This is a genomic window from Paenarthrobacter sp. PAE-2, from assembly GCF_026013155.1.
In the GTDB taxonomy this organism is placed as follows: domain Bacteria; phylum Actinomycetota; class Actinomycetes; order Actinomycetales; family Micrococcaceae; genus Arthrobacter; species Arthrobacter ureafaciens.
In genome coordinates this window covers 43,631-64,681 of record NZ_JAPDNV010000017.1, presented here as the reverse complement: position 1 = coordinate 64,681, position 21,051 = coordinate 43,631, and the positions used below count along the sequence as shown (strand labels likewise).

Below are 21,051 nucleotides of genomic sequence, written 5' to 3'. Positions count from 1 at the left end.
CCTGCACACTATCTCCATTACGAATGGTCGCAATGCACAATTCCCGCGCGGATCCTGACGGTGTGCAGATTGCACATGCCTCTCCTCGATGTGGTGCCCGTCGCACTCGCTCATCTGATCGAATGCCCGGCATGCTCGGTAACAACGGAGCTTCCCAGACTTCACATAGGAACTAGGAATCTTCCGACGAAGACCACTCTCCTGAAGGAGCACCCGAGTATGAGCAGCACCATTTCCGTTTATAACCCCGCCACAGAGGAACTGATCGGCGAAGTGCCCTCGCACGACCTGGCAGAAGTCGACGCCGCCGTCGAACGTGCCCGAAAGGCACAAAGCATCTGGGCGCGGAAGCCTATCGCCCAGCGCCGTGATGCCCTCTGGGCCATCGCGGACGCTGTCATCGCCCACAGCGATGAGCTGGCTTTGCTCGAGTCGACCGACGTCGGCAAACCGCTTGCCGCCGCCCGGCAGGAAGTGCTCGGAGTAGCCGAGTGCTTCAAGTACTACGCGGGCATTATCGACAAGATCCTCGGCGACACCATTCCCGTCGATGGTGGCATCAGCATGACCTTCCGCGAGCCGATGGGGGTCGTAGCCGTGATCTCCCCGTGGAACTTCCCTCTGCCGATCGCGTCATGGGGTATCGCCCCCGCCCTGGCTTGCGGCAACGCCGTCATCGTCAAACCGGCGGCCCTGACCCCGCTGTCCACTGTCCGTCTCGGCCAAATCGTGAACGAACTGGGTATTGTCGGCGACGCGTTGCAGGTTCTCACCGGCTCCGGGGCACGCGTCGGTAACGCCCTTGCCGAACACCCCGGCGTTAACAAGGTGAGTTTCACCGGTTCCACCGAAACCGGCCGGTCGATTATCCAGGCCGCGTCGAAGACGATGAAACGGGTCACACTCGAACTGGGCGGCAAGTCCGCCAGCATCGTGTACAACGACGTTGACCTTGCCAAGTGCGTCCAGGCGGCGCCTATGTCCGTCTTCGATAACACCGGTCAGGACTGCTGCGCCCGCAGCCGTTTTCTCGTGCAGCGGGGGGTCTTCGACGAGTTCGTTGAAGGGTTCATCGAATCGACCCGCGCCCTGAAGATCGGTAACCCGCTCGATGCCACAACAAATCTCGGCCCCTTGGTATCGGCCAGCCACCGCGAATCCGTGTCCAGCTTCCTCGGTGATGGACTGAACGTTGTCACCGCGGGCGAGGCACCGGAGGGTCCCGGCTTCTGGATGGCACCGCGGATCGTCATTGCGCCGGACCCCAAGAGCCGGGTGGCAACTGATGAGATCTTCGGCCCCATCGCCTCGGTCATCCCCTTTGACACCGAGGAAGAAGCCATCGCACTGGCAAACAGCTCCATCTACGGGCTCAGCGGCTCCATCTGGACCAACGATGTAGGCCAGGCACTCAGGACAGCACGGGGAGTGGAGTCCGGGGCTCTATCCGTCAACTCCAACTCTTCGATCCGGATGCAAACGCCCTTCGGCGGCTTCAAGCAGTCCGGCATCGGCCGCGGACTGGGCCAGGCGGCCATCGAGGCCTACACCGAACTCAAAACTGTCTTTGTGAGGACTGATCGTGACAACTGAGACAGGGGAACTGGTACGCACCGACCAGGGCATCTCTTCCGAAGTTTCCGGTGCAACAGACACCGCGGTCCAGACCCTGAGCGTGCTTTACGGCAGCCAGACCGGAAACGCAGAATTCCTTGCGTCCAACATCGCCGACAAAGCAAACGCGCAGGGCTATGCAGCCGAGCTCATGAGCCTGGACATGCTGACCCCGGAAGATGCAGCACGCAAGGACCGGCTGCTGATCGTTACCTCCACACACGACAATGGCCATATGCCGGACAACGCGCAGCCGTTTTGGGATCGGCTCCAAACTGCCGGTGATGGCCTGTTCAAGGATGTTCCCTTCGCAGTCCTCGCCATTGGCGACTCCATGTACGAAGACTTCTGCAAGGCCGGAATCGACCTTGACACACGTCTTGGCGAACTCGGCGGCAAGCGCATCATTGACCGCCTCGACTGCGATGTCGACTATGACCTGACGTCGGGCAAGTGGATCAAGGGCATGCTTGAGACCTTCAAAACAATTGTTCCCAGGAAGCCAGGCAAAACCCCGGAAAGCTCCTCCGGCCCGGAGACAAGGCCCACTGAGCAGCCGAAAACGACGCGCCGGGGACCTGATACGGCCACTGTCGCCGAGGCCCGCCTCCTGAGCGCTCCGGAGTCCGAAAAAGAGGTCTGGCACTATGAGCTGGAGGTCAGCGGCGACAGCCGCAACTACCGGCCGGGTGACTCACTCGCCATAATCCCGGCCAACTCCGCCGAGCTCGTCGATGACTTCCTCGCATTCCTGGGCCTCGAGGGAGTTGAGGTGTTCGGTGACGACGGCAAGACAGTACGCGAGTCCCTTCAAAACGACTATGAGCTCCGGCTGCCTCATCTGGGCATCGTGGCCTGGCTGGTTGAAGACCTCGCGCCCGATCATCCCGTGCGGAACCTCGTCGAGTCCGGTGACCGGAATGCGCTGGAGGACTGGATGTGGGGACGGGACATGCTGGACGTCCTGCAGGAAACGAGATCGACAGATGTTGATCCGCAAGAGTTCATCTCAATGCTGCGGCCTTTGCAGCACCGGTCTTACTCCATCGCATCCAGCCCCCTTGCTGACGGTGACCGTGTCCACTTGACGGTCTCTTCCGTGCGGTATGAGGCTGCCGGTCGCCGGCATACGGGCGCTTGCAGCGGTTTCCTCCAGTCCGCCGCGCGGACCAAGACGGCCATGAAAGTGTTCCCACTGCCGGCCCACGAGTTCCACCTGCCCGACGACAGCTCAGCTGATGTGATCATGATCGGGCCGGGCGTCGGAATTGCCCCGTTCCGGGGCTTCCTTCGTGAGCGTGAAGTCTCACAGGCCCGGGGACGAAACTGGCTGCTCTTCGGGGACCGCCATGAGAAGCCGTCCTGGCTCTATCAGGATGAAATGGAAGAACTGCAGACCAGTGGAGTGCTGGACCGGATTAGCCTGGCTTTCTCCCGGGATCAACTGGGCAAGGTCTACGTTCAGGACCGGATCCGCGAAGAAGGCAAGGACGTTTTTGCATGGCTGTCGGGCGGAGCTTCGGTCTACGTGTGCGGCGGCAAACAGATAGCACCTGACATCGACGAAGCCCTGCTGGCGGTGCTGATCAGCCACGGTGCAATGACGCCCGAAAGGGCTTACGACTACCTGCAGTCCATGAAGGGCGAAGGACGTTACGTCAAGGACGTCTACTAAGCTCCCCACCCCTACCCGGTTCCATGGATTTTCGTGCCCTTGGAATCGGGCAGGAACACAGCAAAGCCTTGGCCTGAGTGCAGGGACGCGGTCTTGAATGTGACGTGTCTTACCGGATGCATGTAGGTGGGAATCATGATGTGCACCTTGCACATACGCCCGCGAGACCACGCATTTAGTGTCTTTGGTAACCGATATCAATGAGGATAAAGAGGTACACAGTGAATCCCATCACACAGGTCCCGGAGGACCTCCAAGAACTCGAGGCAATCGACATGCAGGATAAGACCGCCGCAGCGTCAGCCCACGACGAACTGGAAAAGTTCGTCTCCGAGAACGACATCAAAACCTTCAAAGTTGGCGTCGTGGACCTGGACGGTGTGTGGCGCGGTAAGCGCATCCCCGCCCGGTACTTCCTAGAAAGTGTCGCCGAGCACGGCACAAACATCTGCAACATCATCTTCGGCTGGGACATCCAGGATGAGATCATTTCTGATCTCAGCTACACCGGGTGGGACTCGGGCTACCCTGACGTGACCCTGCTGCCGGATCTCAACACCCTGAAGGTCGTTCCGGGGGAACCTGGGGTCGCATCCGTCATTTGCGATACCTACGAAATATCAGGCGAGCCGGCGGCAATCTGTCCCCGGAGTATTCTCAAGCGGGTCGTGAAGAAGGCCGAAGACCTCGGTTACTCCCCGGTCTGCGCCTACGAGTTCGAGTTTTACCTGTTCAAGGGGACTCCAACCGAGCTGGCTGCCAACGGCTGGCGCGACCTGACCCCGATCACGGCGGGCAGCCACACCTACAGCCTCGTCAGGGACACAGGCACCGAGTTCCTCATCGGCGAGATCCGCCGCCGCCTGTCAGAGCAGGGCATTTTCATCGAGGCCAGCAACAGTGAAAACGGTCCGGGCCAGTTCGAAATGAACATCCACTACTCGGATGCTCTCGCAGCCGCAGACAACGCCCTCCGGCTTAAGGCCACCGTCAAGGAGGTCGCAGCCGAAGCCGGCTACACGGCATCGTTCATGGCCAAGATCAACCCGGACTGGGCCGGCTCCTCGGGGCACATGCACCAGAGCCTCTGGGATCCGGAATCCGGCAAGTCAGCCTTCGCCAATGCCGAGGAGCCCGGTGAGCTGAGCGCCATCGGGTACAACTACCTGGCGGGCGTGGTCGAGACGGCGCCGGAGCTCACCGCCCTCTACCTGCCCACCATCAACTCCTACAAGCGGACCGAAGGCGGGCAGTGGGCCGGATCCAGTGCCACCTGGGGCTTGGACAACCGTACCGTCGCCATCAGGTCCATCCCGTCGAAAAGCAGTGCTGCGCGCATCGAAAACCGGGTACCTGGCGCTGACGCCAATCCTTACCTGGTCATCGCCGCCAGCATCGCCGCCGGCCTGCACGGGGTGGACACAAAGATGACCGCTCCCAAGCGGGTGGTAGGCAACGCTTACGCCCTGGAGGAGGGACACCAGGTAAAGGAGCTCCCCGCAACACTCGACCAGGCCATCGAACAGTTCGAGAAGAGCGAGGTCGCCAAGGAGTACTTCGGTGAAACCTTCGTCACGCATTACGTCCAGACGAGGCGCTGGGAGCTCCGCAAGCTTCAGACCAGTGTCACCGACTTCGAAATCGCACGTTACCTGGAACGAATCTAGCGCCCAGTGCCGCGCTAACAAGCGTTTAATACACCGTTTTCCTTACAAGAAAGAAGAAACACCCAATGACTACTCACCCCGGAAAGATCGCTGCAGTCACCGGAGCCGCATCCGGAAACGGCCTTGCCATCGCAGAAAAGCTGCTCAAGGAGGGCGCCACCGTCGTTGCCCTCGACCGTGACGAAGCCGCGCTCGAGCGCCTGGTTGGCCAGCACCCGGAAATGGTTCCCGTTGTTATGGACGTTGCCGACGAAGCCTCGGTCCGCAGCGGCATGGCCGAGATAGACGCCAAGTTCGGCCGGCTCGACACCCTCGTCAACAACGCAGGCATCGTCAAGGGCAGCAACTTCGATGACCTCGGCGTTGCCGAATGGGACCAGGTCTTCGCGGTGAACTCCACAGGCCCGTTCCTGGTCAGCCAGGCTGCACGTCCGCTGCTGGAGAAGGGCGCCGCCGCCCGAGGCGACGATTCAACCAGCGCCATCGTCAACATCACCTCAGTTGAGGCCCACATCGTCATCGCCAGCAGCGGGCACCCCCAGGTGCACTACAACGCTTCCAAGGGTGCGCTCCTGATGTTCACGAAGGCTTTGGCCATCGAAACCGCGGCTTCCAAGATCCGCGTCAATGCTGTTGCGCCGGGCTTCATCGAGACCCCGTTCACCAAGTCCGTGCTGGAGAACCAGGAGGCCGTAAAGTTCCTCCTCGACCGTACGCCGCTCGGACGTATCGGCCGCCCGTCCGACGTTGCCAACGCAGTCGCGTTCCTGGCCAGCGACGAGGCCAGCTGGGTGACCGGTACCACCATCCACGTCGACGGTGGTTGGCTGGTTTACTGACATGAGGGCGCCCCTTATTGCCATTTCAGCGGCTCGGCAAACCGTCGATACCGCCTTTGGCCCGATGCCTTCTACGGTCCAGAACATGGCCTACGCCAACGGCGTCCTTGCCGCAGGCGGCCGTCCTGCCATTCTTCCGTCCACGGCAACAATCCCCGATGCGGCGCTTGAAGGGTTCGACGGGCTCATCCTCACCGGCGGCGGCGACATCAGCCCCCGGCTGTATGGCGAGGACCCGATCGACACGGTCTATGACGTCTGCGATATCAGGGACGATTTCGAGATCGAGCTTTACAACGAAGCCATGCTCCGTGGCATACCCGTCCTGGCGACCTGCCGGGGAATGCAGCTTGTCAACGTCATTCGCGGCGGAACCCTAGTCCAGGAAGTAAGCCCGGACCGAGGGCACTGGCAGGACAACCCTTCACACGAACCATGGCACAGGGTGCAACTGGAACCTGGTTCCGAACTTGCCCGGATCGCCAAAGGCCTGACCATTCCCGTGAACAGCTACCACCACCAGGGCCTGGGAAGGCTCGGAAAGGGCCTTCGCATTGTGGGACGGGAAGGCGACGTCATCGAGGCAATCGAAGCCGATGATGCCAGCCTGATCGGGGTGCAGTGGCATCCCGAACACATGGTCGATTATGACGAAGCCCAGAAGGCTCTCTTCGTGGATCTCGTGGAGAAGGCCGCGGCGCACACACAGTCAGAGCAACTACTTCAGGAGCAATTCTCATGAGCACAGAAACCGAGCGCGGGCTCAGCCACAACAAGTCAGACTTTGACTTCCACGGACGGGCACTCGACAACATTTTCGACGACTACCAGGACATGCTCGCCAATGGTCCGGTCGGTCACAGCGATAAGTACGGGGGCTTTTGGTACATCACGAAGAGCGAAGACATCTTCAATGCGGAGCAGGATCCTGACACTTTCGCTGTCGGTCCCTCCATGCTCCTTCCTGCCTTCGGCACCGATGTCCCCCTTATTCCGATCGACATCGATCCGCCGACCCATGCTGACTTCCGCAAGATCCTGCTGCCGATGTTCACTCCCATGAATGTTTCAAAGCTGGGCCCGGGAATGCGGGAGACCGCCAGGCAGCTGTGCCAGGAGGTCCTTGAGGCAGGCGAGGTCGTGGACGTTTCGGCCAAGCTCGCCCGTCCGATGCCGACAATCATCTTTAGCCGCCTGGCCGGATATCCGGAGCAGGACTGGCCGATTTTCGACCGGTGGATCGACGAGATCATCTATGAGCGCACCGCCCATCCGGAAACGGCGTACGCGGCAGGACGTGAGCTCAACGACTACTTCGACCGCCTTCTCGACGAACGGGAAAAGGCCGGACCGGAAGCAGAGGCCAGCAATGATCTGATCACCCAGCTTCTGAAGGCGGAGGTGAAGGGACGGAAGCTCACGCGTGAAGAGCTGCTGTCGTACTGCTACCTGCTCTTCCTGGCCGGGCTGGACACGACCGCCTGGGCGATCCGTTCCGCTCTTTGGTACCTTGCGGGCAACCAGCAGGCCCAGCAGCAGTTGCGTGAAGACCCGGACCTGATTCCCACGGCTGCAGAGGAGTTCCTGCGGACGCTTTCTCCGGTTCAGGCCATGGCCCGCACGGCAAAAGCAGACACAGTTGTCCGTGGCCAGGAGATCAAGGCCGGCGAACGCGTTGTGCTCGTCTTCGGTGCGGGCAACCGTGACCCTGAGGTCTACGAAGAACCGAATGAAATCAAGATTGACCGTGAAGACAACCGCCATCTGGCCTTCGGCGGAGGTATCCACCGGTGCCTTGGATCGAACCTTGGCCGCGCCGAGATGGTTATTGCCATGGAGGAATTCCTGAAGGCTGTGCCTCACTTTGAACGGGCGAATGATGACGAGCCGTGGCACGGTGTCGGCCCGCTTACCCTCAAGATTGGAGCTTGATCACTATGGGAGAACTTTGGGTCGACGGAGGTCGTTGCCAGGGCCACGCCCGGTGCTGGGCGCTGGCACCCGAAACATTTGAGATCGACGAGGAAGGCTACGCCCACGTCATTCCTGGCCGCGAAAACAGCGGCGACGAACCGAACGTGCGCAAAGCCATCCGGAATTGCCCTGAACGGGCAATCCTTGAACGGGAATCGACCGAGGCCGGCGAGAAAGCCTCAGAGGTTTCGGCGTCGTGACACATCTGCCAGACCGGGTCGCGATCATTGGCGCTTCGGTTGCATCGGCGATGCTGATTGAACGCAGCCGTGAGCTCGGCTTTGCAGGCGAATTTATCGTCATAGATTCAGACCCGAACGCGCCTTACGACCGGCCTCCGCTGTCAAAGCAGTTTCTTCTGGGCACTGGTTCCGTTGAACCGGCCGAGTGGTGGCCGGAGGCTACGCCGATCCTCAACGCAAAGGCAATCGGGCTGCTCCCTGACAGGCGGACTGTTCTGCTGGACAAGCTCGGAGAAGTGGCGGCTGATGCGGTCGTCATCGCAACCGGAGCCGGTTCCATCAGGCTGCCGAATGAGCCCGCAGGCGTTCTCAGCCTGAGAACAGCCGAGGACGCCCTGGCCCTGCGCAATGCCGTGGATGCAGGAGCTGCCAGTGCGATCATCATCGGCGCCGGAACCATTGGTGCGGAACTCGCATCTACACTGGCCCAGCGTGGGCTTGCCGTCACCGTGGTGGATCTGGCTCCGCAGCCAATGCAGCGCTTTTTTTCAGGACATCTGGGGGAAGAAGCAAAGGCATGGATGCACCAGGCAGGTGTTGTAACCCACTTTGGGGTGGCTGTGGAGTCCATTCAGAAAACGGATGCCGAATGGACAGTCCAGGTCAGCGGCCTGGACCTGCACGCCGATCTTGTTATCAGCGCTGTCGGCGCCCGGCCCAATACCGAATGGCTGACCTACAGCGACCTCGACATTTCCAACGGAGTCCGTTGCAGTGCCGACGGGAAGGCACTGCTGACCAGCGGTGAAATCGCTGACGGGATCTTCGCTATCGGAGACGTTTCGGCACGGCAGGCCGAGGACGGAACGTTTCGGCGGTTCGAGAGTTGGACCCAGGCCCAACGGCACGGTGCAGCCCTCGCTGAATACTTCGCCGGATTCGAATCCACGGAACTGGAACAGGCTCCGTACGGATGGACGGAACAGTTCGGTCGAAAGGTCCAGGTACACGGCATGCTTCCGCCGGCGGGCGAACTTGTGCAGGTCTACGCTGCCGAGGAACGCAACGCCGCCTTGTACCGGATCGGATCCGCGGAGGAGGAGACGGCCTGGATTGGCGTCAACGCTCCAAGGCAGTTCAGCCGGGCCTCCATGGGCATGAGCCTCCTAAGCTGAAAAGATGAATACCCCTGCTGAGCCCGCGGCCCCGCAACCGAACGAGGTCATGCCGGCTGACTATCGCCAAAAACTCCAAATAGCAGAGCTCCGGGCAGATACCCTGTCCGAGCTCACGCAGCTAATGATGGAAGGACCCGATCCGCTCGCGCTTGCTCAAAGGGCAGTGGACCTGGTTGCCAGGGCAACAAACTCAGCAGGGGTTTTCGTCTACCTGTGGGATGAACAGGAACAAGTTCTTGTTATGCGTGCAGGTACTGCTGGAGTACAGAGCCAGCAAGTTGGAAGGGTCACCCTTCGCCTCGGTGAGGGGGTAACCGGCTGGGTGGGGCTTACCCGGCAGTCAGTTGTCCTTAACAAAAACATTCAGCAGGATCCGCGGTTCGTCAGCATCAGCGAACTTCAGGAAGAAGATTTCAACTCGATGCTGGTAGTCCCGATCGTGGCTCCGACCGGGACGCTCCTGGGTGTATTCAGCCTCTGGTCGTATGCCGAGGAAACCTTCACCTGGGAGTCAAAGCTGATTGCTGACGAGGTGGGCATGCTGCTTGCCAGCGGCCTGCTGCAGGCTGAGACGGTTGACGACTTGCGGCGTCAGTCTGCAGCAGCGCATTTCCTTGTAGATTTCCCGATCAACTCCGCCACTTCCGTTCTGCAATGCGCTCAAGTGGCCGCCCAGTCGATCCTCAAGCACATGAGCTCCGACGGTTGTGTCATCGAATATTTCGGCCGTGGTCCAGCCACATCCCCGCCCACTGCCATCGCAATGGACAAGGGCGAGCGAAGCGGAACAGTGGTTCGAACCACTCACTCACGAACAGCAACCTCCGAATTTATCGAATCCAACTTCGCCGGACATGAGCGGATATCTGTTTCCTTCGGCCTGACGAGCACCCGGGGCATCGTCACCTGCTACCGTCCACGCCGCTATTCCACCAGGGAACTTGACCGTCTCAGCGCCATTTGCTCTCAGCTGGCCGCCCTGTTTGAAGCAGTAGAACTGGAATCGGTAGGTTCTTCCCATGCTTCACGCCTGCTCCGTAGCGTCGGCACGAGCACATTCGCCCGCATTCTGGAGGAGTCAGGCTGGTCAAAGGGCCGCACCCTGCCTGTCCTGGTACGGGTGAAACGGCTGAAATTCGACTCGGATGCCGTGTCTAGGCGCATTGCCCCCTACCTGCAGGAACTGGCCGGCCCACGGTCCCTCGTCTTCACGGAGGGACCCCTCAGCCTGCTCTTTATCGATACCCCCTTCGGTACGGGAGAGGAGATCCAGGCGAAGCTGGAGACAACTCTTTCTGAGCTCGACGAACACCGCGGCGTTTCAGCCTTCGCCGGCCTCGGTCCGGTGGCCCGCGATGTCGCTTCCCTGCAGCCTGCGCTTTCCGACGCCGAGACCGCACTGGCATGGACAGAACTAGTTGCCAGGACGTCCGGGAGACGGGTCACCTCTTTCAGCGAAATAGAACATCTGCAGGACATGCCGCTCGTAGGGGAAGGGATGTCTGCGGAGATCAAGGACGTGCTCGCTGAACTCAGGTCCCTCATGCGCTACGACGCGGAAAATGGAACCCAGTTGGCCGAAACAGTTGCCATGCTGCTATCCAACAAGGGATCCATTGCGGACACGGTCTCCAAGTTGCATATCCACCGCAACACGCTCCGGCAACGCCTCCAGCGCGTAGAGCAGCTCATCGGTCATTCCTTCGAAGAAGCCGGTGACTGGCTCCCCACAGGCATTGCCGCACGATTGGCGGTGCGGGAAGGCCAGGGCGCGGTTCTTCAGTGACGGCAACGGCCGCCCAAACTGAGTCCTGTTCAAGGATCGTCACATGGTGTGAATAGAGTCGACCCCAGCCAACCGAAGCTCCAAAGTCTCAGCTCTGCAAGCACACACATTCGGATCTCAATGTGCAAATGGCACTGCTGTGGCGGCGATGCTGTTCGCTACGTTGAAGTATTGGAAACTTCGATCGCCCGATAAGGATTTCGAGCATGACCTACCAGCCAGATCTTTCCCGGGGCACCGGCACTTTGCAGGCCCTCGTCATACAGCCGGATCCCTATTGCCCGATCGACCGTCTCGGTCTGTGGCTGCACGACGAGGGTATAACCACCAGAATTGTCCAGCCTTTCAATGACGACGTGATCCCGGAAATACTCCAGGAGGACGCCCTGGTGGTCCTGGGCGGAGACATGAGTTCGCTGGACGACCATGTCTATCACTGGCTTGCTCACATCCGCAGCCTTATGGCAGCTGCTGCCAGCCACAGGAAGCCCACACTTGGGATTTGCCTCGGAGCTCAGCTGATGGCACAAACGTTCGGCGGAACCGTGACCAGGGGCGACCAGGGCCTCGAAGCGGGCGTCGTAGAGGTAGCGTTACGGGCGGAGGCGGCCGAGGATCCCTTGATGGCCGGGTTACCGGGCCCTTTCTGCGCAGGGGCAATGCATGGGGACATGATCGACCACCTGCCACCTTCGGCGGTCTGGCTCGGGATGACCGCCCAGTATCCGCACCAGGCTTTCCGGATAGGCGAGATGTCGTGGGGAGTGCAGTTTCACCCTGAACTGTCGCCGGCAGTCTACCGCCAGTGGTTGTCCCTCGTCGACGAGAATGACGCGGTTGCTATGGAGCGGGCAGGGCGCGGGATGCAGGCGTTCGAGAATCAAGACCAGATTGTGAGGGAGCATACCGAGGCACTGGCGCGACGCTTCGCCCACCTGGTCCGTACGACCGCTACAGTGGCTTCCCAGTAGACCAAGTGGTGTGGCGCGGCGCTGCCCTTGCGGCTTGGGCGTGTCCTGGACATCCGGCGCCGCGTCTCCTGCCCCCGATTCCAAGGGGGGCAGGAACACGCCATATCCGTCGTGGCCGGATGCGCCAGGTATGTTTTGAGCTCCTGGGTAAATTGAACTCCTGCGTCACGGTACTTTCACGGAAGATGGTGCTCTCATGGTCAGCGGAGCCAGTGTCTCTCCGGCTGAGTAGCTGTCTGCAAAGACAGCCGCGCCTGCGCTGGTCAGCGATACCTGGACATTCGCCCACATGGTGACGCCGTCTTCCACCGACACCGCCGGCAAACGCAGATGGGCGAGTTGCACCGTCTCGTTTCCTTGATCGATGAACAGGTATGCCCCGTCCAGCCCGGCTTCAATTTTGGGGTTGCAAATTGCGACCGACATAAGCCCGTGATGGGCGAGGAAGCGGGCGTCTCCACCGAACCGGAGCACAAAGTGGTCACTGTCAGACTGGTCCACGCTCTTGAACGGGAAATAGAACTGCCGGGTATTGGTCACGGCAGCACCGTCACGCAGGAGTATGCGTCCGTCATGCATGGACTGCACATAGCGGACAAAGCTGTCTTTGACCGCCCATGCCATGCCGAGATCTGCTCTTTCAACAGTGAGTTCGGACATCAGGTTTCCTTCGTCGTTGCCAGGTTGCACAGGGTCGATGGCGCTCCCCGCTCTCTGACACACCAGGTAGGGGAGGGGCTTGCCGGCTGTTCATCTTCGACCATTTTCGTGGCGGCTCAGATGATCGACATGTACTGCGGGCACATCATTCGCGCGGACCGTGTGCCTGGCGCCCATCGGAAAGGACGGTCGTTGAGGTTGAGAGCTGCTGGGGGAGCGCTGATGGGCGGGGCCAGTCCGGCCGGGCCTGAATTATCGTGCCATGTTCAGTCGTTCAGACGCGATGCACTCGTATACGAGCCCGGGAGGAATCTGGTGGCAGAGCTCCAGGGTGTAGGACCAGGGGCCGTGCCAGGTGACAAGAACACCTGACGCTTCACTGTGGCCCCGTTGGGAACGCAGCCGGGTGATGGCTGCCGACAATTCATCATCACTGTGGAGCCGCTCCCGACGCTGTACGTATCCAGCCGCGTTGGACTGCCCGCCCCTCATGATGCAGCCTCCCGCTGGAAGTCAGGGCAACGGCTGAACCTATCGGTTTCCCACTTGTAGTCGACCCACACGTTGAAACCGTCTGCCCGGTGAAATAGCCGGCGGGGCTCAGCCCCGTCACTGTCGAGCCACAAAATTTGATCATCGTCGGTGACTGCATCGACAACTCCGCGCCGGATCTCCTGATCCTGAAGTTTAACAATGACCAGCTGGCCAATCAGCGGCTGCCACTTGGGCTGCAGGTGAAATGCCATTCGATGCTTCCCTTTCTGTGAAGCGGGCCGTGTCTGCCTTCTATCGGGCAGACACGGCCGATGCCTTAGACCGTTACGAGGTCCTGCCAGTCGGCGAGGTCATGCCCGTGGGCATCGCTGACCGACTTGTGGGTCACCTTGCCTGCCGCCACGTTCAGACCGCCGGCGAGAGCTGGAAGCCGGTCGAAAGCGCCTTTGACGCCGTGGTTCGCAAGGGCTACCGCGTAGCGGAGCGTGACGTTGGTCAGCGCGTAAGTGGACGTGTTCGGGACGGCACCCGGCATGTTTGCCACGCAGTAGAAAATGGTGTCGTGGACCTTGTACGTGGGTTCCTGGTGCGTGGTGGGGTTGGTATCTTCAAAGCAGCCACCCTGGTCCACGGCGATATCAACGAGCACCGAGCCGGGCTTCATCCGGGCCACGAGGTCGTTGGTCACGAGCTTGGGTGCCTTCGCTCCCGGGATCAGGACGGAGCCGATGACGAGATCAGCGTCGATAACGGACTTTTCGATCTCGTATGAGTTGGACGCTACGGTCTTCAGGCGGCCCTGGTACTGGGCGTCCAGTTCGCGCAGCCGGTTGATGTTGATGTCCAGGATGGTCACGTCGGCGCCGAGGCCGAGCGCCATGGCCGCGGCGTTGGTGCCGGCGACGCCTGCACCGAGGACGACAACCTTGGCGGGACGGACGCCCGGAACGCCGCCGAGCAGCACACCCTTGCCGCCAGCGGGTGCCATCAGCGAGGTCGCACCGACCTGGACGGAGAGCCGGCCGGCCACTTCGGACATCGGGGCGAGCAGCGGCAGTGCCCGGCCTTCCTGGACCGTCTCGTAGGCGATGGCGGTGACACCGGATTCGACAAGCGCCTGGGTCAGTGCGGGTTCCGCTGCAAGGTGCAGGTAGGTGAAAAGTAGCAGGCCCTCACGGAAGTGCCGGTATTCGGATGCCACGGGTTCCTTGACCTTCATCACCATGTCGGCCCTAGCCCAGGCCTCATCTGCGGTTTGAACGATCTCGGCTCCAGCAAGGGCGTACTCCTGATCGCTGATGCCGGAGCCGGCGCCGGCGCCGGTTTCCACGAGCACGTCGTGGCCGTTTGCTTTGAATTCGTGGACGCCGGCGGCAGTGATGGCAACGCGGAACTCGTTGTTCTTGATTTCCTTGGGAACGGAGATGATCATGACTCGTGCTTTCTGACGGGATTGATGCTTGTGGGCAAAAGAATGACAGAAAATGCGGAAACATGAGCGGAGCTCGCAGGATCTGCGGCAGAATGAAAACAAATGAACAATTTCCACAATGTGAGGAGCGTTACAGCGTGTCGGACTCGCAGAAACTGCAACAGGTGACGTTGGACGAAGTCGACCAGAAGCTTCTGGGCCTGCTTTCCAATAATTCAAGGCGTACCAACCAGTCGTTGTCGGAGGCTCTCGGACTTGCGCCGTCAACCTGTCTTGCCCGCCTCAAAGCGCTCAAAGACTCGGGGGTAATCAAGCGGTTCACCGTCGAAGTCGCACCCGAAGCGATGGGCCTGCCCCTCCAGGCCCTGGTCAGTGTGCGGCTCAGGCCCGGTGCCCGGCACTTGATGAATGCCTTCGGAAGCGAGTTGCGGGACCTGCCCGAGATCAAGCAATTCTTCGTTCTTGGCGGTTCGGACGATTTCCTGATCCACATCACGGCCAAGAACACCGAGCACATCCGTCAATTCGTACTGGACCATCTGTCATCGAATCCTGCCGTCGCAGGTACCCAGACCAACCTCGTGTTCGAACATGGCCACGGAAGCGCGTTCGGGCTCTAGAAACCTGGGACCAACTGCCACCGATGGCCCAAGCCATTGGGCATCCCCGTTTTTCCCGCATCTGGGGCCCAGGCCGTCGTATATCACAAGAAGGACACCGAGGCCGGAATTACCTCTGCACTGCTCAACTCCGCACAGCAGATCGGTGTTGCCCTCGGACTGGCAGTTCTGGCGGGCGTCGCTGCGACGGTCAGCAACAGCAGCCGGCATTCGGCCCTTACGGAGGAAGCCCAACTAATCACCGGATACGGCAGCGTGCTTGCCGTCGCGGCCGGGCTGCTGGTGGCTGCAGGAATACTGGCTGCGGCTACCTTGCCTTCGCGAACCGCGGCACAGGCCAGCGCCCCCGCTGCGGCCGGAATAGGCGGACCCGGACAGGGACTGTCTCCGGCGACGAGAAGGTACAGCATGCACGCCCTGATGCCTGGGCGTGCATGCTCGTTGGCCGAGGTCCCGGTGACCGGCGCAGCGACTGGACAATGCCGCTACGCCACCACTCATCCGCGGCTCTTTACCGTTGTTTCATGATTCGCAACCCCTTGGGGTGGACATAACCAGACGCAGTCGAGGGAGCCGTCCCGGAAAGATCAGTCGGTAATGAGGCGCCTGGCGAAAGTCAGGGAGTCACTGGATTCAAATCCGACGGCACGCCAAAAATCTGCTGCCGCTTCATTTTTGCTGCGGACGTTCAGATGGATCTTGGGACAACCCAAAGCACCCAGCCGCTGCTCGATATCCTGAACAAGGCGGCGGCCCAGCCCGCGGCCTTGCTGTTCGGGGTGGATAGCAAAGTAGTGGATCCAGCCCCTATGCCCGTCATAACCAGCCATGGCCGTGCCGACCACCCGCAGTCCGTCATGTGCCACCAGAAAGAGTTCTGGCTGCACCTGGAGTTTCCGCTCTATATCTTTTCGGGGATCGTTCCAGGGACGTACAAGGCCACAAATGGTCCAAAGGTCCACTACGGAATCGGTGTCTTTGCTGTTGAAGCTCCCAAGAGTGACTGTCTGCATTGTGGGGTCCTTAGGACGGGTGCGGGGACCAATGAGGAGCGGTCCCCAAGGCGATTCGAAAGTGCATCCCAAAGAATACCCACTGTGTAACGGCTCGTTGCCGCCGTGCAGGTGTCCTTGTCCACGTACGGATGCAAAAGTGGCGCATCAGAGCGCAATTGCGCAAAGCCGGAACGCCGATAACTTATATTCCGTCAAGCAAAAGATGCCAGGTTGGGTGTGACCTACCCCTGGGTCCGCATACACGGATGCTTCTGGATCCCTGGGGGAGTTGTGCGACCTTGCCTCTGGTTTACTGGTTAGAGGGTTCGGTCGTCCTGCAACGGTTGCAGAGTCTCAGGCAGCCATGAGTCCTCAGGCCAGTTGTTGCGCTTCCTAATGTCCTCAGCATGTTCAACGGCGTTGCGCTGCAGGCGCTCGATTACGTCCTCGGAAACACCGCCAAGCCGGGCAAACCTGATGTTGTTGATCATGCCAACCAACCAAGCGGCGGCAGTGGAGTTTGCTTCTAATACGGCCTCGACGTAGTCGGCACGGCGCTTATCGACCTTCTTTTCGAGTGCCTCCCGCATGAACAGGTTTGCCGTAGCCCAGTCTGCCTGCAGCCACTTTCCCACCGCGTCGCCGTCTAGCTTGTCCGCGAGCATCTGCAAGCTTGTACGGGCCGACACAAGCTTCGGCCCCACAGCCTCGGACGATCCGGCGAAATCGAATGTCACTAAGTCGTTTAGGGCGCGTATTGCCTCATCCCACACGATGTCGAGGCGGGCCCGCCTAGCGTCTTCCAATGCCGATTCCGCTATGGCGTTAGCATGATCGGCGCGCGCGTTTGCGCCCCTGGCGATGTCATTGGCCTTACGCGAACTAATCCACGCCAAGCCCGCAACGACTAGGGAGAGAGCCGCGATTGCGACAGAGAACCATTCAGCCATGAAAACAGATTAGGCCAGCTCGCCCGCACCGGCGTTTCCTGGGGGATACCGGGCCCAGTTCTATCCCGTATCGTCCCGACTCCAGAAGGAACCGAAACGAAACGGTTCTGGGCTATAGCGACAACTAGGGTTGCTGTAGCGTTCAACCGGTTCACCTTCTCGGCCTACCGCTGCAGGGTGCGGGATCAAGACCTTAGTGGCGTGGTTGCTTCCCTTGTCCCACTGGGACAGTAGTACTGTCCCACCGTGGGACAAGGGAAGGAAGCTATGTCGTTCGTCAGCTCATCGGAAGCATTTCGGGCAGCTCGGGCTCAGGCCAGCGTTGTATGAGCCGTCGAGTCGGAAGTGCTTCACATGGCTGTCTACGATGGACGCGAGCAGGGCATGACGATTCGGGAGGTGGCGGCGGCATTGCAGTTGCCCAAAAGTACTGTCGCCAGGCATTGGCAGGAGGGTCACAGGTGCCCGGAGGTCCCGCCGGTGTAGGGCGACGAGGCCGGATACGTAGCCACCTGGAATTCGACGTGGAGCCACGATCCAACCGAGCACATCAAGACTTCATCTTGGACGTGGGAAGAATTCGGCGACGGCACCCGTCGCGTCCAGCAACATGCACTCGGCCCAGTCAGGCAGCAATCCGCGGACGACAACGGACCGGAGTGCACAGCCTGAGCTGGTCCTTCATCTGAGCGCTGGGCGTTCCCGCCACTTCGCCCTGATACGCAGCGTCAAAATAGACCGGTTTCTTTCCGCGTGCGGCCGGAGCCTATGGTCGTTCCGAAATACAGATAACCCACGTTTTGTAAGGCTGAAGTTTGATGGCAGGGGAGAGGCTAGCGTCTTTGGGGCCGAAATGCGGGCTGTAAGAATGGCCTGCATGGAGAACGCTTCTACCGAGATGTGCGGGCAGCCGGGGTCGATACTGGGGGTTCGCGTGGAGCTGGCCGACATCGAACCAAAAATCTGGCGCCAGCTGGAGGTCAGCGGCTCCTTGACTCTGGATCAGGCACACAGGGTCCTGCAAACTACCTTTGGGTGGGAGGACATGCACCTGCACAGGTTTACAGCCGGTGACCCCTTTGCGCCGTTGCGACCGGTGGACGGTGAAATTCCTGAGACTCTGCAGTGGCTTCCACGGCGGGAGTGCAACGAACCGGATGACAGGCCAGAGGAAAAGATGTCCCTTGGCCAATTGCTGGACATGGGCGGTGGCGCAGCCTTTTATGAATACGACTTTGGCGACAGCTGGCTGCACCGGCTTGAGCTCGTTGCGCAATATCCTGCGAAGGAAGGCGCCCCGCTGGCCAGAGTGGCCGGCGGCGCCCGCCGCGGCCCGTTGGAAGACTCCGGAGGATTCCCAGGGTATGCAGAGATCCTGGAGGCACTGGCAGACCCGGCTCATCCGGACCACGCCGAGCACTCGGAATGGGTGGCGGAGATCACCGGCTCGGCTGAACCTTTTGATCCGGAGTTCCTGGACATTCCGGCCTTGAACCAGGCGCTGGCAGCCCAGGTTCAAGCACGTGATTAGCGGGCGAAAAGCGCTGCGGTTACGCCGGAATGCAACCCCTTCCGCGGCGTCTCCCCCGGCCGTTTTCGAGCGCCGATAATTGATCTTTCGTCAACTAGGGGAGTGCCTCACGGCTTCGCCCCTACAATCCCCATATCGGAGGCCCTGAATTTTCTTCCGCATCTTCGACATGTTCCTCGTCGAACCCTGTCGAAGATGAGCTTAGTTCGCGGTTTATCGCCTCAGCGAGTGCATTACCCAGACTGCTTGTGTCTATCTGCCTATTGTGCAGTAACAGATTTAGCGCGGCCCTGGCATGGTTTGCCAATGAGTCGGAGGGACTGCTGGTGACGAGCATTTCGGAGAATTCGACGAGAGAAGTCGTGTCCACTCCGGCGATACTGTCTTGGATTTGTATCCGGGGCACATAAAAGCTCTCTTCCAGCGCATCAGTAACTGATGATATATCACTGTAAATATCACCGGACTGCTCCGCAGATATCGATACTCGCCTAGACAGGCCGTGGAGGTCGACTGCTTTGACTCTAAATGAAGGCAGCTTGTCCGCAAGATCTGACCACTGCGGTGTGCCGCCACCGGAGAAACGACCCTTCAACTTGCGGGCATCATCTGCAAAAAGAATTCGCCAGTCCTCGATATCGAGGGCTATGAGGCCGCGCCACAACTTCCACTGAGCCTCACGGGATGAACTTGCGGTGCCGGCCTCATTGAGAGATGCATGAGCATCCTCCTCCGGAGTAACCATATTCATGACTACTTGGCTGCGTTTTGCACTCCATCTATTGACATTGGCATCGAGGAGGGGCGAAACGTCGTAGGCTTCCAAGTCAGCTGCTATCTCGAACAGGTCTGACAGAGTCATAACCTCGCCGATTTCATCCCATAAGTGTCGAGTTCGACGAGCCTCCGGGTTGCCGAGCAAGAGCGGCAAGACGGTTCGTAGTTCGGCTTGCGTAAACTGCCCTGCTAACGAGAGCTCCCCAAACTCCCCTCGCAGCACGTCCCGGACGAGGCCCGTTGAGCGTTTGAGCCGCAGGGCGGCGTCCTCCATAAAGAACTGATCAACTGCGCTGTTGAAAGCATCGAACGATTCTGCGTGATCAGTCAGAACGGATGCCGAGTAGATGCTGCTGGCTTCTTCTTTGCCAACGTATCCGCGCCCGCCGCGTAAAAAGTTTTGACTGATGAGCTTTGAAAAGTCATACCCCGTCTTGGGGGACATGGTCGTCGGCGATAACGCGGAAATAGAGCCCGTGTCAGTCATCAACAAGTCGACACGGCGCGTCTTCTGCTCTTCCCGGACAGCTTCACGGGCCGGCGCGCCGGAGCTTCGTTCGTCAACGCCAATGACTAGGGGGGACTGGGCAATGAGTCCATGGATGTCGGCAGCAATGCCAAGGGGATCAACGTCCGTGCGCACAAAGAGCGGGCGCTCCACACGGCGACCCGCCTCCTGCCACGTAAGAAACATGTCGGGCATATAGGAATGATTGAAGTACTCCGTGAAAACGACGTCCACTCGCTCATCCAACTCGGCAAGCTTCTCAGCGACTGCTGTTTTCACGCCGCTAACAATGTTGTGCGGTGAGCTGCCGTTAAGAGCTGCAAGCACTTCTTGCTGAAAATCACGTGGTTCAGTCACTGCGCTTTCCTTCCCAGCACTTCTTCGATGCGATTTAGCTCTGAAGGTGTAAGCATGAAGCGCTCCTGGCGCTCATTGAGTATGAGAAGATGAACAAGGTCTGATGTTTCCTTGAGGACGTTATCGTCAATTTCCGCATCGCCTAAGACGGATCCAAATTCCGTAAGAGCCTCACGGATCCGAGATGGCTTGAAGTTGTCTACCCATTTTCCCAGACCGAAAGGGTGGGTAGTAACAAACATGAATTCGGGGCGCTCTGCCGCATTGTTCTTCTTGGCTAGTGCGGTCGCGCTGTAGGCATTTGCTAGAAATTCTTTATAGTAAGTGTCAAGCTTGCTGGCGTTACCGTCATAGTTTTTTGCTTCGACATACAGGGGGACGTTCGATTCGCCGAAGATGAAGCCGAACATGTCGAACAACTTAGTCCCGTTCAGCAATTGAACGCGGCAGATAGTGTCGTTCCTGTACGCATTGAATGGCAGTTCAATCCACGTGGTGCTCTCAAGGCCGCGCTTTGCAAGGGCTACGCCGTCGATGCCCTTTTGCTGGATTGGTTCAGCATCTAGCCCCAATTAACGTCCCGATCGTTGATGCCTATATAAACTTCGGCGATTCTACACCGGCCCGGCCCGGAGAAGGTCCACTTAGGCAACAACGACACAATCCATGACGACGTGCTTGTAGCACGTCGAGCATGAGCGAACTCTCGGAACTGCGAACCGATGCGAGTTTCTCTCCCCTAATGACAGCCCAGACCGGACGCCGATAATGGATATTCGGTCAGGTAAGCCAATAGGAGAGTCCGACACACAACACCCGTCAACTTCGGCGTCAGACTAG

Annotated in this window: 21 protein-coding genes; 14 read left to right on the top strand and 7 right to left on the bottom strand. The window is 59.8% G+C overall.

Features of this window, described 5'->3' with window-relative positions; all coding sequences use genetic code 11:
• Window positions 1–219 precede the first annotated feature (219 nt).
• The 10 genes from OCL88_RS12410 (at window position 220) to OCL88_RS12365 (ending at window position 11,886) form a co-directional block, all read left to right on the top strand.
• Window positions 220–1,593: an aldehyde dehydrogenase family protein gene (locus OCL88_RS12410; RefSeq protein ID WP_166186467.1), complete on the top strand. Its 1,374-nt coding sequence runs from the start codon at window positions 220–222 to the stop codon at window positions 1,591–1,593.
• Window positions 1,583–3,289, top strand: coding sequence for a sulfite reductase flavoprotein subunit alpha (locus tag OCL88_RS12405; RefSeq protein ID WP_166186466.1), 1,707 nt, complete (start codon window positions 1,583–1,585; stop codon window positions 3,287–3,289). Before OCL88_RS12410 ends, OCL88_RS12405 begins: the two co-directional genes overlap by 11 nt.
• Window positions 3,290–3,510: 221 nt before the next feature.
• A complete protein-coding gene (locus tag OCL88_RS12400) occupies window positions 3,511–4,956 on the top strand; it encodes a glutamine synthetase family protein (protein ID WP_243542968.1) in 1,446 nt (481 codons plus the stop codon).
• 65 nt (window positions 4,957–5,021) lie between these two features.
• Window positions 5,022–5,795: an SDR family NAD(P)-dependent oxidoreductase gene (locus tag OCL88_RS12395; protein ID WP_021470782.1), complete on the top strand. Its 774-nt coding sequence runs from the start codon at window positions 5,022–5,024 to the stop codon at window positions 5,793–5,795.
• 1 nt (window position 5,796) lies between these two features.
• Entirely contained in the window at window positions 5,797–6,537 is a 741-nt protein-coding gene (locus tag OCL88_RS12390) for a gamma-glutamyl-gamma-aminobutyrate hydrolase family protein (protein ID WP_166186465.1), read from the top strand.
• Window positions 6,534–7,727, top strand: a complete 1,194-nt coding sequence (locus tag OCL88_RS12385) for a cytochrome P450 (protein WP_243542970.1) — start codon at window positions 6,534–6,536, stop codon at window positions 7,725–7,727. The genes OCL88_RS12390 and OCL88_RS12385 overlap by 4 nt, the downstream gene beginning before the upstream one ends.
• 5 nt (window positions 7,728–7,732) lie before the next feature.
• Window positions 7,733–7,969: a ferredoxin gene (locus OCL88_RS12380; RefSeq protein ID WP_243542971.1), complete on the top strand. Its 237-nt coding sequence runs from the start codon at window positions 7,733–7,735 to the stop codon at window positions 7,967–7,969.
• Window positions 7,966–9,126 carry an NAD(P)/FAD-dependent oxidoreductase gene (locus OCL88_RS12375; protein ID WP_243542972.1) on the top strand — a complete coding sequence of 387 codons (1,161 nt, stop codon included), beginning with the start codon at window positions 7,966–7,968 and terminating at the stop codon, window positions 9,124–9,126. Before OCL88_RS12380 ends, OCL88_RS12375 begins: the two co-directional genes overlap by 4 nt.
• Before the next feature lie 4 nt (window positions 9,127–9,130).
• Entirely contained in the window at window positions 9,131–10,915 is a 1,785-nt protein-coding gene (locus OCL88_RS12370; RefSeq protein WP_243542973.1) for a helix-turn-helix domain-containing protein, read from the top strand.
• A 206-nt stretch (window positions 10,916–11,121) separates the two neighbouring features.
• Entirely contained in the window at window positions 11,122–11,886 is a 765-nt protein-coding gene (locus OCL88_RS12365; protein WP_243542974.1) for a type 1 glutamine amidotransferase, read from the top strand.
• Between the two features lie 165 nt (window positions 11,887–12,051).
• Here OCL88_RS12365 and OCL88_RS12360 read toward each other — a convergent pair whose 3' ends face one another.
• The 3 genes from OCL88_RS12360 to ald all read right to left on the bottom strand — a co-directional run bounded on the left by OCL88_RS12360 (window position 12,052) and on the right by ald (window position 14,473).
• Window positions 12,052–12,546: an HtaA domain-containing protein gene (locus OCL88_RS12360; RefSeq protein WP_243542975.1), complete on the bottom strand. Its 495-nt coding sequence runs from the start codon at window positions 12,544–12,546 to the stop codon at window positions 12,052–12,054.
• Window positions 12,547–13,034: 488 nt separating this feature from the next.
• Window positions 13,035–13,292 carry a hypothetical protein gene (locus tag OCL88_RS12355; protein WP_264962717.1) on the bottom strand — a complete coding sequence of 86 codons (258 nt, stop codon included), beginning with the start codon at window positions 13,290–13,292 and terminating at the stop codon, window positions 13,035–13,037.
• A gap of 65 nt (window positions 13,293–13,357) precedes the next feature.
• On the bottom strand, window positions 13,358–14,473 hold the full coding sequence (gene ald, locus OCL88_RS12350) for an alanine dehydrogenase (RefSeq protein WP_243542976.1): 1,116 nt from the start codon (window positions 14,471–14,473) through the stop codon (window positions 13,358–13,360).
• A gap of 137 nt (window positions 14,474–14,610) precedes the next feature.
• Between ald and OCL88_RS12345 the strand changes: the two genes are divergently transcribed.
• Together OCL88_RS12345 and OCL88_RS12340 are read left to right on the top strand one after the other, a co-directional pair.
• Window positions 14,611–15,093, top strand: a complete 483-nt coding sequence (locus tag OCL88_RS12345; protein WP_243542977.1) for an Lrp/AsnC family transcriptional regulator — start codon at window positions 14,611–14,613, stop codon at window positions 15,091–15,093.
• A 36-nt stretch (window positions 15,094–15,129) separates the two neighbouring features.
• Window positions 15,130–15,621 (top strand): hypothetical protein, encoded by a 492-nt coding sequence (locus OCL88_RS12340; RefSeq protein WP_243542978.1) that lies wholly within the window; start codon window positions 15,130–15,132, stop codon window positions 15,619–15,621.
• Window positions 15,622–15,680: 59 nt separating this feature from the next.
• Here the strand turns inward: OCL88_RS12340 and OCL88_RS12335 are convergent, their stop codons facing one another.
• Window positions 15,681–16,106, bottom strand: coding sequence for a GNAT family acetyltransferase (locus OCL88_RS12335; protein WP_243542979.1), 426 nt, complete (start codon window positions 16,104–16,106; stop codon window positions 15,681–15,683).
• Window positions 16,107–16,405: 299 nt separating this feature from the next.
• The gene (locus OCL88_RS12330; RefSeq protein WP_243542980.1) at window positions 16,406–17,038 is read right to left on the bottom strand and encodes a hypothetical protein; all 633 of its coding nucleotides are present in this window, start codon (window positions 17,036–17,038) and stop codon (window positions 16,406–16,408) included.
• 354 nt (window positions 17,039–17,392) lie between these two features.
• Between OCL88_RS12330 and OCL88_RS21275 the strand changes: the two genes are divergently transcribed.
• Window positions 17,393–17,524 carry a helix-turn-helix domain-containing protein gene (locus OCL88_RS21275; RefSeq protein ID WP_316963924.1) on the top strand — a complete coding sequence of 44 codons (132 nt, stop codon included), beginning with the start codon at window positions 17,393–17,395 and terminating at the stop codon, window positions 17,522–17,524.
• A 391-nt stretch (window positions 17,525–17,915) separates the two neighbouring features.
• Entirely contained in the window at window positions 17,916–18,569 is a 654-nt protein-coding gene (locus OCL88_RS12325; protein ID WP_243542981.1) for a plasmid pRiA4b ORF-3 family protein, read from the top strand.
• A 121-nt stretch (window positions 18,570–18,690) separates the two neighbouring features.
• Here OCL88_RS12325 and OCL88_RS12320 read toward each other — a convergent pair whose 3' ends face one another.
• Both OCL88_RS12320 and OCL88_RS12315 read right to left on the bottom strand, forming a co-directional pair.
• The gene (locus OCL88_RS12320) at window positions 18,691–20,211 is read right to left on the bottom strand and encodes a hypothetical protein (RefSeq protein ID WP_264962716.1); all 1,521 of its coding nucleotides are present in this window, start codon (window positions 20,209–20,211) and stop codon (window positions 18,691–18,693) included.
• The gene (locus OCL88_RS12315; RefSeq protein ID WP_264962715.1) at window positions 20,208–20,783 is read right to left on the bottom strand and encodes a hypothetical protein; all 576 of its coding nucleotides are present in this window, start codon (window positions 20,781–20,783) and stop codon (window positions 20,208–20,210) included. The genes OCL88_RS12320 and OCL88_RS12315 overlap by 4 nt, the downstream gene beginning before the upstream one ends.
• Between the last annotated feature and the right edge of the window lie 268 nt (window positions 20,784–21,051).

Coding starts and splice junctions, on each gene's coding strand:
- OCL88_RS12355 (WP_264962717.1), bottom strand. CDS start 13,292: ATGGCATTTCACCTGCAGCCCAAGTGGCAGCCGCTGATTGGCCAGCTG.
- OCL88_RS12395 (WP_021470782.1), top strand. CDS start 5,022: ATGACTACTCACCCCGGAAAGATCGCTGCAGTCACCGGAGCCGCATCC.
- OCL88_RS12410 (WP_166186467.1), top strand. CDS start 220: ATGAGCAGCACCATTTCCGTTTATAACCCCGCCACAGAGGAACTGATC.
- OCL88_RS12380 (WP_243542971.1), top strand. CDS start 7,733: ATGGGAGAACTTTGGGTCGACGGAGGTCGTTGCCAGGGCCACGCCCGG.
- OCL88_RS12365 (WP_243542974.1), top strand. CDS start 11,122: ATGACCTACCAGCCAGATCTTTCCCGGGGCACCGGCACTTTGCAGGCC.
- OCL88_RS12335 (WP_243542979.1), bottom strand. CDS start 16,106: ATGCAGACAGTCACTCTTGGGAGCTTCAACAGCAAAGACACCGATTCC.
- OCL88_RS12385 (WP_243542970.1), top strand. CDS start 6,534: ATGAGCACAGAAACCGAGCGCGGGCTCAGCCACAACAAGTCAGACTTT.
- OCL88_RS12360 (WP_243542975.1), bottom strand. CDS start 12,546: ATGTCCGAACTCACTGTTGAAAGAGCAGATCTCGGCATGGCATGGGCG.
- OCL88_RS12390 (WP_166186465.1), top strand. CDS start 5,797: ATGAGGGCGCCCCTTATTGCCATTTCAGCGGCTCGGCAAACCGTCGAT.
- OCL88_RS21275 (WP_316963924.1), top strand. CDS start 17,393: ATGGCTGTCTACGATGGACGCGAGCAGGGCATGACGATTCGGGAGGTG.
- OCL88_RS12370 (WP_243542973.1), top strand. CDS start 9,131: ATGAATACCCCTGCTGAGCCCGCGGCCCCGCAACCGAACGAGGTCATG.
- ald (WP_243542976.1), bottom strand. CDS start 14,473: ATGATCATCTCCGTTCCCAAGGAAATCAAGAACAACGAGTTCCGCGTT.
- OCL88_RS12330 (WP_243542980.1), bottom strand. CDS start 17,038: ATGGCTGAATGGTTCTCTGTCGCAATCGCGGCTCTCTCCCTAGTCGTT.
- OCL88_RS12325 (WP_243542981.1), top strand. CDS start 17,916: ATGGAGAACGCTTCTACCGAGATGTGCGGGCAGCCGGGGTCGATACTG.